The following is a 13968-nucleotide window of genomic DNA, read 5'->3' as shown; positions in this document are numbered from 1 at the left end:
TTAGTATCCTAAGAATAAGGTTTAATTGAGAATTACTCTCAATAGCCAGATACATAACACAATACAGAAAAGAGTGAACAAGAGATGCTGCGTCGTTTTTTCTCCTATTACCGTCCTTACAAGAAGCTGTTTATCCTTGATTTCACCTGTGCAGTAGGTGCCGGTCTGCTGGAGCTCGCTTTTCCTGTAGCCGTTAATAAATTTATTGACGATCTGCTGCCGGGTCAGGACTGGCCGCTGATTCTGATTGCCTGCGTTGCCCTGCTCGGGATCTATGCGCTCAATACGGCGATGAACTACGTGGTCACTTATTGGGGGCATATGCTGGGGATTAATATTGAAACCAATATGCGCAAAAAAATGTTCGATCATATCCAGAAGCTCTCCTTCCGCTTCTTCGACAACAACAAAACAGGTCATCTGCTTGGCAGAATTACCAATGACCTGAACGATATCGGGGAGGTCGCCCATCACGGGCCGGAGGATGTGTTCATTGCCGTTATGACGCTGGTCGGCGCCTTTGTGCTGATGGCCGATATCAATCTCCAGCTGGCCGTGATTACCTTCATCATCGTGCCGATTATGGCCTGGGTCATTATCCACTTCGGACGCAGCATGACCGAGACCTATCACCGTTTATTCGGCAATGTCGGGAACTTCAATGCCCGGATTGAAGACAATGTCGGCGGAATCCGCGTGGTTCAGTCTTTTGCCAATGAGGAATTCGAGAAAGAGCTGTTCGCAGTGGACAACCAGAAGTTCCGCGAGACTAAGCTCATGGCTTACAAGCTGATGGCCAAAAGCTCGTCGGTCAGCTACATGATGACCCGTCTAATCACTATTGTAGTGATGGTCTGCGGTGCATGGTTCTTCATTAAGGGAGAACTGGAAATCGGGGAATTTGTCGCTTTCATCCTGCTGTCCAACGTCTTCTTCCGGCCGATTGAGAAGATTAATGCTGTAATCGAGAGTTATCCGAAGGGGATTGCCGGGTTCAAGCGTTACCTGGAAGTCATTGATACCGAGCCGGATATCGCCGACAAACCGGATGCCGTAGCGGTAGGCCCGCTTCGCGGAGATATCAGCTTCAGCCAGGTCAGCTTCGGCTATGAAGACAACCGTAAGGTGCTGGAGGATATCAGCCTGAACGTTAATGCCGGTGAAACGATTGCCTTCGTTGGACCCTCCGGTGCGGGTAAAACAACCATCTGCAGCCTGCTCCCCCGGTTCTACGATGTGACCGGCGGCGCGATCTCCATCGACGGGATCGACATCCGCGACATGAAGCTCAGCTCGCTGCGCAAGCAGATCGGGATCGTGCAGCAGGATGTGTTCCTCTTCTCCGGCACGATCCGTGAGAATATCGCCTACGGCAGGCTTGATGCAGCGCTGCCGGAAATCTGGCAGGCTGCCAGACAGGCCCGGCTGGAGGAGCTGATTAACAGCCTGCCGGACGGGATGGACACTGTGATCGGCGAGCGCGGCGTCAAGCTGTCCGGCGGACAGAAGCAGCGCCTGGCGATTGCCCGGATGTTCCTGAAGAATCCGCCGATTCTGATTCTGGATGAAGCCACCTCGGCGCTCGACACCGAGACGGAAGCCGCGATTCAGCAGTCGCTGGCCGACCTGTCGGTGGGCCGTACTACACTCGTCATCGCTCACCGCCTGACGACGATCAAGAACGCCGACCGGATCGTTGTCGTCAGCGAGGACGGCATCTCCGAGGAGGGCCGCCACGAGGAGCTGGTCAATGCCGGAGGCACATACAGCCGACTGTATCAGGCGCAGTATAATAGTTAAGGTCATCCTACCGTACAAGGTATAGCATTGTATTCGGTTTTCCGCATACATTGGGCCTGATTACCTTCGCGCAAACACAATGTATGCTGTTTTTCACATACATTCAGATCGTGTGCCTGCTTGCGAGTATAATGTATGCTGTTTTTCACATACATTTGGTCCATAGGCCTGTTTGCGAGCACAATGTATGTTGTTTTTCACATACATTTGGTCCATAGGCCGCTATACCAGCCATTGTATTCGGTTTTAGGCATAGTTTCTTGTACAATAAAATTGTGATGCACTCTTAATTTCTTCAACAATCGCAGCACCAAAGGCTTGAATCTCTTGAATACTGCTGGTGTAAGAAAATTCATCGCCCGCAGTAAAAACGGTGATTAGAAACAACTGTTGATCGGATTGTTCTATCCATGTCCACTCAAAGGATTCGTCATAATGCGAAAAATAACCATTATATAAATCCATCGGGAAATGATTAAGCATCTCAACGAATTTATTTAATGTAAAATTCGTCCACCCTACTTCACTCACAACTATGCTTCTATTCTCTGTAATTGTAACGATAAACTTACAGCCCTGGTCCGGTCTCTCATCACGATAAACAAATTCCATTTTCAAAGATTTATCATTCTCATAATGGTCTTGTAATTTAGCCAAAAGAACACCCTCCGCCCATCCATTCCCCAGCACGGTCTGCCATGGCCTGGACTTCGTTCATAAACCATCCTGCGTGATAGCCGTCACAGACAGCATGATGGACTTGCAACGACAGCGGCAGGTATATGGAATCGCCTCTGGTCATAAATTTCCCTGCAGTAATAATGGGCAGAAGGTACTTCCCGTTATTGCTGATATTCAGGTTAAATCCGGTAAAGGAAGTCCACGGAATCATAGATACAGAAAAGGTATGCTCAGGTACGGGTGTCTTGGGGAACAATCTCCCGGAATCCTTATAATTCTCCACATCCGAAAGATAGGAGTCATGGAACGCCCTGAAATCGTCCGTGCCAGCCGTCCAAATAGCAGAAAAGGATTCAGAGACATTATCAGCAATCGTATACAGCGGGTCTACCTTCTCCCAATACCCTAATTCCCCCGCACTATTGTACCCCATTCTGAACGCTGTATTGGAGTTGACCACACTGGTCATTAAGAATAGAAGCGCAGGATACAGCTTATAGTCTTGTTGTTTGATCTTTCGGTATAAACCGCTAATCTCAATTTCTGCCGTCATGCTAAAGGTCGTGCCCTGGTTCAGATAATGATTAAAAATCTCTTGTCTCTTCCAGTTATCCAAATCAATCAGGTTAAAATCCATTGGCTGTGCCTCCTAAATGTTTGTGTAAAATGAATTTAGGAGGCTGACTTGTCTGCCTTTTTCATTAGCGTCCATCCTTTATACAAGCACACCAGCCGCAATAGCAACTCCGGCTTATTTTTTGGCAATATGGCACTTCAGCAGCTTGCCCTTGACTGTAGTCTCCTTCATCGTCTGGAGTACAAGCGAGCCTTTGCCGTTCAGAATATCGACGTAGGTGACGTTGTCCTGGATCGTGATGATTCCAATGTCCGCCGCCGTGATGCCCTCAAGCTTCGCGATGGTGCCGACGAAATCAACCGCACGGAGCTTCTTTTTCTTGCCGCCATTGAAGTACAGCTTCATGATGTCCTGATTCATGACCTCGGTTTTGCCGGCTTTGCGGACCTGCTGCTTGCCCAGCTTCAGATCGAAGGCCGGTTTGGCATAAGCCACGGCATCGTCCGAAGGAGCCTTCATAACAGGCAGGCTGAAGCCGATATAGCCCTCGATTTCCCTGACCCATTTGTGCTCGTTCGGCGTCACGAAGGTGATTGCTTTGCCGCTTTTGCCTGCACGGGCAGTCCGGCCGGTGCGGTGGACGTAGCTCTCTTTTTCCAGCGGGATATCGTAGTTAATGACATGGGTGATGTTCTCGATATCAATCCCTCTGGCCGCAACGTCGGTGGCGATCAGATACCGGAACTGGCCCCGTTTAAAAGCATTCATCACCTCAAACCGCTCGTCCTGCTCCATGCCGCCGTGGATCTTGTCCACCGGATATTCGAGGTCGGCCATCCCGCGGAAGAGGGAATTCACCTGCTCTTGGGTCCGGCAGAAAATAATGCAGCTATCCGGGTTCTCCACCGTCAGCAGATCGCTGAGCAGCCCGAACTTGGCAGCCTGTACGACCTCAATCAGGGCATGTTCAATCGACGATGTCGTAATTCCGCTGGCTTCAATCTCAATGTCTACCGGCTCCGTCATATACTTGCGGCACAGATTCTTGATCACATCCGGCAGTGTCGCAGAGAACAGCATCGTTACACGTTCCTTCGGCAGCTGCTTGATGATCTTCTCGATCTGCTCGATGAAGCCCATGCTGAGCATCTCATCCGCCTCGTCAATAACCAGATATTGAATCCGGCTCAGGTTCAGCGTACCGCGCTCAATATGGTCGAATACGCGGCCCGGCGTACCTACAACCACATGCGTCTTCTGGGTCAGCTCAATCTTCTGCGGGGCAAACGGCTGCTTGCCGAACAGGGCTACCGCCTTAATCCGCTTGAAGCGGCCGATGTTCGTAATGTCCTCGCGCACCTGTTGGGCCAGCTCCCGGGTGGGGGTCAGCACCAGCGCCTGTGGTTTGTTCTCCGCCCAATCGACCAGCTCGCAGAGCGGGATGGCGAAGGCTGCGGTTTTGCCGCTGCCGGTCTGCGACTTGACGATCAGATCCTGCCCCTTCAGCGCTACCGGAATGACCTTCCGCTGCACCTCTGTAGGGTCCACGTACTTCAGAACCTCCAGCGCGCGGATAATCTCTTCATTCAGACCATATTCACTAAACTGTACTTGTACTTCACTCATATTATATTCAACCTCTTCTATGCCGATTGTTCCGGTTCAGGCGGGCTCTCCCGCGTTCCATCCATCTTGCGCATTATTTCATTATAACACCTACTCCGCCCCTTGATTCCATTCCTTATAAAATTGCTCCAAAAAAATCAGCATAAACTGATGCCGCTCCTCCGCCAGTTGTTTGCCGTACGGGGTGTTCATGAGGTCCTTCAGCTTCAGCAGCTTCTCATAAAAATGATTGACCGCCGTCCCCTTGGAATAATCGCGGTATTCCTGCTTCAACGATTCATCCCGCGGGGCGATCTCCGGGTCATAGACCGGACGGCCCTTTGCTCCTGAAAACACCATGGTGCGCGTGATGCCAATCGCCCCCAGCGCATCCAGACGGTCGGCATCCTGCACCACTTGTCCTTCCAACGTAGACATCGGTGCGCCCCCGCCGCCGCTGAAGGACATCGTTTCGATGATCTCCATAATATGCCGGGAAGCCGCTTCATCCGGGAGATGTGCGGCGAGCCAAGTTTGTACCTTAAGCAGGCCCACTTCCTTGGAGGGATTCAGTTTCTCGTCAGCCACATCATGCAGCAGTGCGGCAATCGTGCAGATCACCACATTGGCCCCCTCCATCCCTGCGATCAATGCGGCTGTATTCCGTACACGGTTGGTATGAAACCAGTCATGTCCGGTGGTATCCTGACTTAATTGCTCTTTGGCGAAATTCTCTGCGGCGGTAATGAGCTGTGTATAATTCATTATGATGGCTCCTTTTTTGAAAAATAGGGAATATACAGATGTTGCGCGGCTGCTCCCGATCCGCTATAATGTGCTGTAATCAAAAGCCGAAGGGAAAGATTCCTATGAACCGCCTGTCCATCATAACGAATCAACTTCATCATCACAAGCAGCGTTAGCACACCCCTGAATTCATTCAAGGGAGGGCTAACGCATTTCGCGTTTGACCTCCCTGCGGCATAGATAAGCGCGCGGGACCACGGGGTCCGGCGCGTTTTTTATTGTCACCGAATTCACATACAAGGGAGCTGCTAATTATGCAAAATATTAAAGGGACTTATGATTACTTCGGCCGGGAACAGGCCATCCGCCAGAAGGTGCGGACTACGCTTCAGGAGCTGTTCGAGCTGTACGGCTTCGCGTCGATGGATACGACCCTGCTGAATGAGCTGGAGCTGCTGACCTCCAAATACGCCGGCGGCGATGAGATTCTGCGCGAGATGTACCAGCTTACAGATCAAGGCGGGCGCAGGGTGGGGCTGCGGTACGATTTGACGATTCCTTTTGCCAAGGTGATTGCCTTAAATCCGGGGATTGAATTCCCCTACCGGCGGTATGAGATCGGCAAGGTGTTCCGGGATGGTCCGGTCAAAAAAGGCCGCCTGCGCGAATTCCTGCAATGTGACGCCGATGTCGTCGGCATTGCCGGTCCGCAGGCGGAAGCCGAGCTGATGCAGCTGGCCGCTGAAGTCTTCCGCAGCCTGGAGATCCCGGTGGTATTGAAGTGGAACAACCGCCGCTTCCTCGGCGAGATTCTGGGTGCGGTCGGTGTTCCACAGCAGGAGCAGCTCTCCGTGATGCTGACCCTCGACAAGCTGGCCAAAATCGGCAGCGGCGGGGTGCTGGCTGAGCTGACGGACAAAGCGCTGACGGCGGTTACAATTCGGCGGATTGCCGAGCTGCTGGAGCTGGGGAACCTTGAGTTCGGACAACTGGTGGAGAAATATTCGCTGGACGGGCAGCCCGGGGCGCTTGAAGTGCTTGCCTTGCAGCAGCTGATTGACGCGATTGGCCTTGCGGAGGTGTGCGTCTTTGATCCTTTTCTGTCACGCGGGTTGTCGTTCTACACGGGGACGGTCTATGAAATCTTCGATGCTTCCGGCGGCTATTCCTCCAGCCTGGGCGGCGGCGGCAGATATGACGCGATTATCGGCAAGCTTGTGGGGCGGGACGATATAGAATATCCAACCGTCGGCATCTCCTTCGGGATGGAGTCGATCATGGCGCTGTTGGGCGAACGCCCGGCGGATGCGGCGGACCGTTCCGGCGTCCTGATCATTCCGATTGGCGGGTATATGCCGGAGGCTCTGGTTGCTGCCGCTGCGCTGCGGTCCGCCGGTATCCGCACGGGCGTGGACACCGGCACGCGCAAGCTCAAAAAAACACTGGCCGCAGCTTCAGCCAAGGGCATCCGCTACGTGATCATGGTTGGAGAGAGCGAAGCCGCTGAGCAGAAGCTGCGGCTGAAGGATATGGAGCTGGGGAGCGAGCAGCTGGTTACAGTAGAGGAGGCGATTCGGGCGACTGCCGGGTAATTGCGAGTAATAGTCGGGTGATTGCGAGTAATAGCCGATAACTGCGAGTCAGCCTATGCGTCCCTCCGCGGTCTTGGAATATGGATGCTGTTGGCTGATGAGCACAGCCTATTGAGCGCCGATTGTTGCACTTTGTGCAGGATTTCCGTCACGCTGGGGCCTGTTGAGCGCCGTTTGTTGCAATTTGTGCAGGATTTCCGCCACGCTGGGGCTGTGGAGCGCCGATTGTTGCACTTTGTGCAGGATTTCCGGCACGCTGGGACTGCTCATGGTAAAGTTCTATGCTACTGGATCGGATTTCGGTCCGGATTATCGGTCCGGGTTATCTGTCCTGGCTATTCATAGAAGCCGCCTGCGCTCTGCGAGTGCCGTCCCTGTATGCTTTAGGTGAAACACCGCTGCAGTTCTTGAACACGCGGTTGAAGTGACGCACATTGCCAAAACCTGTTTCCTCTGCGATTCTGCTGATTTTCTCATCGGTGAAGGCCAGCTTCTTGCGGGCTTCTTCCATCCGGATCTGCGTCAGGAACTCGATAAAGGTGACGCCGGTTCTCTGCTTGAACAGGTTGCTGAAATACGCCGGGTTCAAATAAACCGCATCCGCCACTTCCTTCAGGCTCAGCGGATGGTCATAATGCTGCGAAATATAGCGCTGGGCAGCGGTGACCGGATCGATATCCTTTGCCTCTCTGGATTTCGCAATACTTCCCGTCAGGCCCAGCAGCAGCCCCTGGCATTTCTCAGCCAGCTCCTGCCGTGAGGACAGGCTGCACACATCGAACAGAACTTTGCGGATGTCCTTGGACCCCAGCCACGACTCAGTAACATCCAGCTCCTCGGCCAGCTCGTAGTAGTACAGCAGCAGCTTGCAGATCTGCTGGTGGATGCTCTCCGGTGATTCCGCCGTGCTGCACAGCTCTTCAATCATACGCTCAACAATCGGGCCAATGCCCGTCACTCTGCCGCCGGTAATCGATTTCTCCAGCAGCTCCCAAGACCACTTCAGGGGGCCGTTTCCTGTGTGGGGACGCCTCTTCATTTTGGCATAATCGAGCAGCTTGTCACCGCCCTCAATCAACCGGTACAGGAGCGCGATTCCGGCCTCATTGTACGCCCTGGGAATTCCCGGCAGTCCTTCCGCCGGATTACTGACCCCGATTGTCACCGTCAGGTTGGACAATGAGCGGATCTGCCTGCGGATCTGGTCGCCCAGATTGCCCGGTGCCGATAAGGAATGCTGCGGGTCCGCCGTATTGAGCAAGGCTACCACTTCAGTATCCGACAGCACAAAGCTTAATCCTGTGGCATGACGGTTCAACATTTCCTGCACAACCTGCTGTATATACAGAAGGAACAGGGAGGCATCGCCCCGCTGGTAACGTTCCTTCTCCACGGAGTGCTTATCCAGCTTGATCACCATACAGATGAAATAGGGGTGCCCGAAGGCAAAACCCATCTCCCGCAACAGCTTGAGGTCGCTCTCTTCTGTCTTGCCTTTCAGCAAACTCTCGATCAGATGACCGGCCACATGCCGCTTCAGCACAGGCTGCACCTGCCACGGCTCATTCTTCAGCACCGGCGTTGCCTTACGCTCGGCCAGTTCGCGGCCCAGCCTCTCCAGCACACGGCTTAGCTCCTGGCGTTCGACCGGCTTCATCAGATAATCCTTCGCTCCCTGGCGCATCGACTGCTGCACATAGGCGAACTCGTCATACCCGCTGACCACGACAGTCATCAGATCCTTGAAGCGTCCCCCAGCCACCTGCTGCAGCTGAATGCCGTCCATCCGCGGCATGCGGATATCGGTGAGCAGTACTTCGGGCGCCAGCTCGGCCAGCTTGTCGAGCGCATCATAGCCGTCAGCGGCTTCACCGACCACCTCCCAGTTGCCGTCCAGGCTGGTGATCATTTTGCGCAGACCTTTGCGGAAGACCGATTCATCGTCAACAATCAGTATTCTAGGCAACTCCGTCATCCTCCTCTGCTCTGTCCTGCTGGTGAATGACCGGCAGCTTGAGCACGGCCTTGAAGCCCTGATATGGCATACTCTCCAGAGACAGGCCGTATTCCTCCCCGTAATGCAGCACAATCCGGCGGTGGACGTTCAGCAGGCCGTTACCCGAGCGTCCGCCGAGCTCCTGCGTATTCCGCAGATGCTGCCGGAGCGTCTCCAGCGCCTCCGCATTCATACCGATTCCGTCATCCTCAACCGTAATTGTAAGCACCTGATTGCTGCTGCCTGCGGTCAGTGAAATCACGCCCCGCCCCACCCCCTGGTCCAGCGCATGATTAATGGCATTCTCCACCAGCGGCTGGATCATCAGCGGGATGACCTCACAGCCCAGCAGCGAAGGTTCGATACTCATGCTGAACTGAATCCGCTCTTCATAACGCATCTGCTGGATGGTCATATACCCGCCGACATGATCCAGTTCATCCTGAAGCGTCACACGCTCCCTGCGTCCGCTCAGACTATACCGCAGCAGCTTGCTGAGATTGTTGGACATGGCAATAATCTCCGGACTTCCCTCGAGCTCGGCGTACATGCTGATCGAGCCCAGTGTATTGTACAGAAAATGCGGATTAATCTTGCTCTGTAGCGCAGCAATCTGCGCATCCTTCTCCCGGATCTCCGTCTCATAGAGCAGATACCCCAGCTCGCTGAGCTTGGCCAGCATGCCGTTGAAGGAATGGCCCAGCATCCCTACCTCATCCGTGCCGCTTACCGGAAAAGCCATACTGAGGTCCCCGCGCTCAACACTGCGCATCAACCGGCTCAGCTTGCGCAGCGGCTGGGTAATGCGGTAGGCGATGAACACGTACAGCAGCAGGGCCAGGCCCACACAGAGGATGCCAATCAGAATAATGTAGGTGCGCAGCACCTCGGTATCTTTCATCAGGCTGGATACAGGAACGACACCTACCGTTGTCCAGCCGGTCACTTCGGAAGTTACGCGGGCCATCAGCTGGCCCTCTCCCTCCGACTTCACATGGCTTACCCCTTCGGCGGGTTTACCCGGTGAGCGGGAAGGCGCAGCCTGCGGCGCTCCGTGATCCTTGCCGATCACCAGATTGCCCGAATCATCCGTAATGTACAGTTGCTCCCTGGCGTCCAGCTTTACTTTGGACAGAATCTCGCGGATGAACTTGGGGTCCACATCTATGACGATGTAGCCGAGAGTCACCCCGTCATCGAAGCTGCGCAGCTCCCGCACAATGGAGAAGGCCTGGTACACCTTACCGCCGCTTGCGCTTATGTCATGCGTGGCAACATAGACCGGCTGTCCGTAATGCCCTTTGAACTTGTTCAGCCAGCTTACATTCTCATCCAGCTTGTAGGTTGTCACATACTGGCTCTCCGGCATGACCACATAAGAGGCACCTCCGGTGCCGTATAGCGAGACGCCCAGAATATCCACCCGGCCGTTCAGGAACACCTGGGTAACGAAGCTGTTCAAGCCGCTGATCTCATCTAGCGTTAAGGGTTCTCCGGGGGAGCGCTTCGTTGCCAGATAATCGGTAACCTTGGGATATTGGTACGGCATTACGGTCAGCCGATTCAGCTCATTCATATAGGTATCAATATTCAGGGTAAGCTGTTTCAGCGTCTGGAGCTGATAATCGCCTACCTTGCGCTCCGTCGTATCGGTAAAACGGGCAAAGGCGAAATAGCCCATCAGTCCCAGCGGAAACACAATGAACACGACATTGATAAGAATAAGCTTGCGCGCAAGCGCGAGGTTCCTGAACCAGCCGCGAAATGATTTCAACCGCATTCTCTCCTTCGATCCCCTTACCGTCATTTCTTCAGCTGAAGGTTAATGCTGTCCACCGCCCTCTGCAGAGCCTGCTGCGGACTTTGCTCCTTATAGATCATCCGCTCAAACTGCCGGATAATCTCTTCATTAATACTCCACTGCTTCACATTTCTCGGCCAATAGGCTACGTAATTGGCGGTGTTGGCGTAATCACTGCGGAATTTCAGCGCAGCATACGCCCCGCTCTCCACGACCTTCCGGGAACTCGGCACATGCCCGGCTTCCGCCCACATCACCCCATGCTCCACTGCCCAGCGGGCAAAAATCATCGCCGCTCGGCGCTTCTCCGCGCTCATCTCACTTTTGGCCGGAATTGCCAGTGTATGCGAATCTCCCCAGACCGCCGGATGGTCATAAATGACCGGTACCGGCACGACCCCCAGCTCCAGCTGCTCATCCTTCTCAAAAGCGCCGGTTCCCCACACCCCGGTAATCAGCGTAGCCGCCTCACCGTCATAGAACAGCTTAAAGGCATCATTGATATTCGGAGGGATAAGCTCCTGCTGATACAGACGGTTTACGAACTCCAGCGCCTGAAGTGAGGCCTTGTTGTTAAAGACCGCTTGCGTGCCTTCCGGGTTGTAAAAGACACCGCCGCCCGGCAGCTGATTGTACAGGCTCCACCATAACCACACAGAATCAATACGTGTGCTGGGAAGAGCCAGCGGGGCGACACCAGGCGGGACAACCTCCTTCAGCTTTTGCAGGAATGCCGTAAACCCCTGTTCTCCCTGGCCGATCAACGGTTTGTCTTCAGCGTCCAGCAGCCCGGCTTCCCGCAAATACTTCTTGTTGTAATAGAGCACCAGCGTATGCGTATCCAGAGGTACCGCGTAATGGGTGCCGCCGTAGACCGTGGATTCAGCGATTTTGGCATTGAATTGGCCCCAGTCCAGCCCGGTATCCGCAGCCAGTCCGTCAAGCGGCTCGATATAACTGTTCTGCACGAATTGCGGCAGATTGGTGGCATGGATAATAGCCAGATCCGGTGCATTGCCGGACAGAATAGCCGTACGCAGCCGGGAATAATAATCATCCAGCCGGGAGTTGATCTGATCGATCCGGATATCCCTATGCTCCCGGTTAAATTGCTCTACCAGCTCGGTCATGAAGATGTTGTCTCCACCGCTAAACGGTGTCCAGTACTCCAGCGTTACCGGATCGGCAACAGCCTGCGGAGGTTCTGCCGCATCCTCAGCACCGCAGCCGCCCAGCACCAGCAGCATAACCAGCAGCGGGATTGAAAGCGCAATCAGTTTATTTCGTCTATGTCCGGTATTGCCTCTGGTATCTCTCATATGAGTAAGCCCCCGCCTTGCTTGCCGTCTATGAATCTGTCAGGCTCATTCACGCTTCTGCCATATATCCATATAATCTATACCGAAGCTGCCTTGTCTGTCAAAAAGAATGATCTCATTGGCCCCGCCCTGTAATTTGAGCTTCAGCTCTATGAATGCTGGCTGGTTCCGTTCCAGCCGTTCAGGGAGAGAGGCGGCCTTCGGCCTCCTGTTCACAGATACCTCCAGCTTCGCATCCGGCGAAGCATTGAGAACCGCCACCGATAGCGTGTAGGTTCCGCTGTATGGAACATTAACATGGCTGAAGCGCAGCGCCGCAGCACTCCCGCTGAGGGTTGCCGCTGCCCCGCCCGAGGCATACGGATTATCCTCCGCTTCGGCCTCCCCCTCCAGCGACTGGGCTTCACCTTCGTAACGCGGTATTTCTACCGCCCGCAGTTCAGCCTTTCCCCCCTGTGGTAACTCCAGAGCTACCGTATTCATCCCGGCTGCGAACGGAAAGCGAACATAGGCATATCCGGTCTGCCCTTCCCCGGATGGCGTCAGCTGAAGCATTGACGGCGCTCCACCATTCACTGTGACAGCCGCCTCAACCGGCTCTTGCCCCGGATTGACATAATGCACCAGCAGCGGGGTAGCGCTATCCACTGTGGACGGCAGGGACGGGAACTCCAGCCGGGTTCCGCTGCGGATGGCATTCTCCGCCAGGAACACTCCCGTTCCCGCAGGAACTTCAAGCGCTGTGCTTAGCGGTAGCGGCTTGCCGAAGACCGGCAGCCCCGCATCATCCCAGCGGACCGGCTGGGCCCGCGCCTTGCGGTTGTTCCAGCCGTCCGCTGCTCCTGTCGTGGCGTGATAGACAATCCATTGTTCGCTGCCATCCGGAGAGACCGTGAATGAATTATGCCCCGGCCCGTATACCCCGGCGGCTTCATCCATCGCCAGCAGCGGCTGCTCCGCCTTAGTCCAGTCTGCCGCCTCCAGCGGATTGCCGCCGGGCTTCAGCGCCAGCAGACCCAGACTGTAATACGGCGTCCAGCTGCCCGCCCCGGAGTAGGCAATGAAGACACGGCCGTCATGCTGAAGGACAGACTGGCCTTCATTGATATACGGCGGGCCTCCGGCCTGCTCCCACGGGAGCAGCGGCTCGCTCAGCAGCACTCTCGGCCCGCTGATTGTCAGCGGATCACTCATCGGCGCGATATAGGTATTCTGCGAAGCGTTCACCCCGCCTTCCCAGCCGGACCAGACGAAATACAGCTCCTCATTCACCTCCATCGCCAGCCCGTCGATCGCCCACTTATTGGTGTCGTCGGTTATTTGACCCTTGAAGGTATAACCGCCCAGCGGATCACTGCTGTTCCCCTGCAGCACATACATCCGGTGGTTCTCGTTCTTTCCGTCATCTGCGGCAAAATAGATATACCAGCTGCCCCGGATATACTGCAGCTCGGGTGCCCAGAGATTCGCCGAGTAGGCCGTCTCGGCCGGCGGGTACCACACCACCTTCCGCTCTGCCTGGCGGAAATCCAGGGTGCGAGACTTCATCACCATAATATCCGTACCGTTATGGGTGAAGGTCATGTAATAATACCCCTCCCTGTAAATCACGCTCGGATCAGGCGTATCCATCTCGGCCAGCGTGTTCTTGAATGTTCCGCCATGCCCTTTATAGACCTCATCTGTTCCGCTATTCCCTTGCTGCAGCAACAAATATGCACCTCCTGCGAGTATCACTAAGAGAACCGCCGCAAGGGTGTAGGTTATTTTACGTGACTTCCTACCTGCCCATGCCTTCTGCGGTTTTTCTGGCTTTATTAGCATTGTCTACTCCTCCAAAGGTTATCTAA

The 13968-nt window shown here is 54.5% G+C and carries 10 protein-coding genes; 2 read left to right on the top strand and 8 right to left on the bottom strand.

Annotation, left to right across the window (positions count from 1 at the left end; all coding sequences use genetic code 11):
- Nucleotides 1-84: 84 nt before the first annotated feature.
- The gene (locus MHH28_RS00840; protein WP_405110493.1) at nucleotides 85-1800 is read left to right on the top strand and encodes an ABC transporter ATP-binding protein; all 1716 of its coding nucleotides are present in this window, start codon (nucleotides 85-87) and stop codon (nucleotides 1798-1800) included.
- A 246-nt stretch (nucleotides 1801-2046) separates the two neighbouring features.
- Here the strand turns inward: MHH28_RS00840 and MHH28_RS00835 are convergent, their stop codons facing one another.
- From MHH28_RS00835 to MHH28_RS00820, 4 genes are all read right to left on the bottom strand, one after another.
- Nucleotides 2047-2457, bottom strand: a complete 411-nt coding sequence (locus MHH28_RS00835; RefSeq protein ID WP_405110490.1) for a hypothetical protein — start codon at nucleotides 2455-2457, stop codon at nucleotides 2047-2049.
- Entirely contained in the window at nucleotides 2450-3118 is a 669-nt protein-coding gene (gene catA, locus MHH28_RS00830; protein WP_405110487.1) for a type A chloramphenicol O-acetyltransferase, read from the bottom strand. The genes MHH28_RS00835 and catA overlap by 8 nt, the downstream gene beginning before the upstream one ends.
- 114 nt (nucleotides 3119-3232) lie before the next feature.
- The gene (locus tag MHH28_RS00825; protein ID WP_405110484.1) at nucleotides 3233-4684 is read right to left on the bottom strand and encodes a DEAD/DEAH box helicase; all 1452 of its coding nucleotides are present in this window, start codon (nucleotides 4682-4684) and stop codon (nucleotides 3233-3235) included.
- A 90-nt stretch (nucleotides 4685-4774) separates the two neighbouring features.
- Nucleotides 4775-5428 (bottom strand): HD domain-containing protein, encoded by a 654-nt coding sequence (locus tag MHH28_RS00820; RefSeq protein WP_405110481.1) that lies wholly within the window; start codon nucleotides 5426-5428, stop codon nucleotides 4775-4777.
- Nucleotides 5429-5724: 296 nt separating this feature from the next.
- On the opposite strand from MHH28_RS00820, the gene MHH28_RS00815 reads away from it, so the two are divergent.
- Nucleotides 5725-7002 carry a histidine--tRNA ligase gene (locus MHH28_RS00815; protein ID WP_405110478.1) on the top strand — a complete coding sequence of 426 codons (1278 nt, stop codon included), beginning with the start codon at nucleotides 5725-5727 and terminating at the stop codon, nucleotides 7000-7002.
- A gap of 322 nt (nucleotides 7003-7324) precedes the next feature.
- On the opposite strand, the gene MHH28_RS00810 is transcribed toward MHH28_RS00815, so the two are convergent.
- From MHH28_RS00810 to MHH28_RS00795, 4 genes are read right to left on the bottom strand one after another with little or no spacing between them, the layout of a single operon-like run.
- Complete coding sequence (locus MHH28_RS00810) at nucleotides 7325-8968, bottom strand: response regulator (RefSeq protein WP_405110476.1); 1644 nt, start codon at nucleotides 8966-8968, stop codon at nucleotides 7325-7327.
- On the bottom strand, nucleotides 8961-10772 hold the full coding sequence (locus tag MHH28_RS00805) for a sensor histidine kinase (RefSeq protein WP_405110473.1): 1812 nt from the start codon (nucleotides 10770-10772) through the stop codon (nucleotides 8961-8963). Before MHH28_RS00805 ends, MHH28_RS00810 begins: the two co-directional genes overlap by 8 nt.
- A 29-nt stretch (nucleotides 10773-10801) precedes the next feature.
- Nucleotides 10802-12118: an ABC transporter substrate-binding protein gene (locus MHH28_RS00800; protein WP_405110470.1), complete on the bottom strand. Its 1317-nt coding sequence runs from the start codon at nucleotides 12116-12118 to the stop codon at nucleotides 10802-10804.
- Nucleotides 12119-12163: 45 nt separating this feature from the next.
- A complete protein-coding gene (locus MHH28_RS00795) occupies nucleotides 12164-13831 on the bottom strand; it encodes a family 43 glycosylhydrolase (RefSeq protein ID WP_405110467.1) in 1668 nt (555 codons plus the stop codon).
- Nucleotides 13832-13968: the final 137 nt, after the last annotated feature.

The sequence above is a fragment of the Paenibacillus sp. FSL K6-1217 genome (assembly GCF_045040735.1).
GTDB lineage: Bacteria > Bacillota > Bacilli > Paenibacillales > Paenibacillaceae > Paenibacillus_AQ.
This window is presented reverse-complemented; position numbering and strand designations above follow the sequence as displayed.

Coding starts and splice junctions, on each gene's coding strand:
- MHH28_RS00840 (WP_405110493.1), top strand. CDS start 85: ATGCTGCGTCGTTTTTTCTCCTATTACCGTCCTTACAAGAAGCTGTTT.
- catA (WP_405110487.1), bottom strand. CDS start 3,118: ATGGATTTTAACCTGATTGATTTGGATAACTGGAAGAGACAAGAGATT.
- MHH28_RS00825 (WP_405110484.1), bottom strand. CDS start 4,684: ATGAGTGAAGTACAAGTACAGTTTAGTGAATATGGTCTGAATGAAGAG.
- MHH28_RS00820 (WP_405110481.1), bottom strand. CDS start 5,428: ATGAATTATACACAGCTCATTACCGCCGCAGAGAATTTCGCCAAAGAG.
- MHH28_RS00815 (WP_405110478.1), top strand. CDS start 5,725: ATGCAAAATATTAAAGGGACTTATGATTACTTCGGCCGGGAACAGGCC.
- MHH28_RS00800 (WP_405110470.1), bottom strand. CDS start 12,118: ATGAGAGATACCAGAGGCAATACCGGACATAGACGAAATAAACTGATT.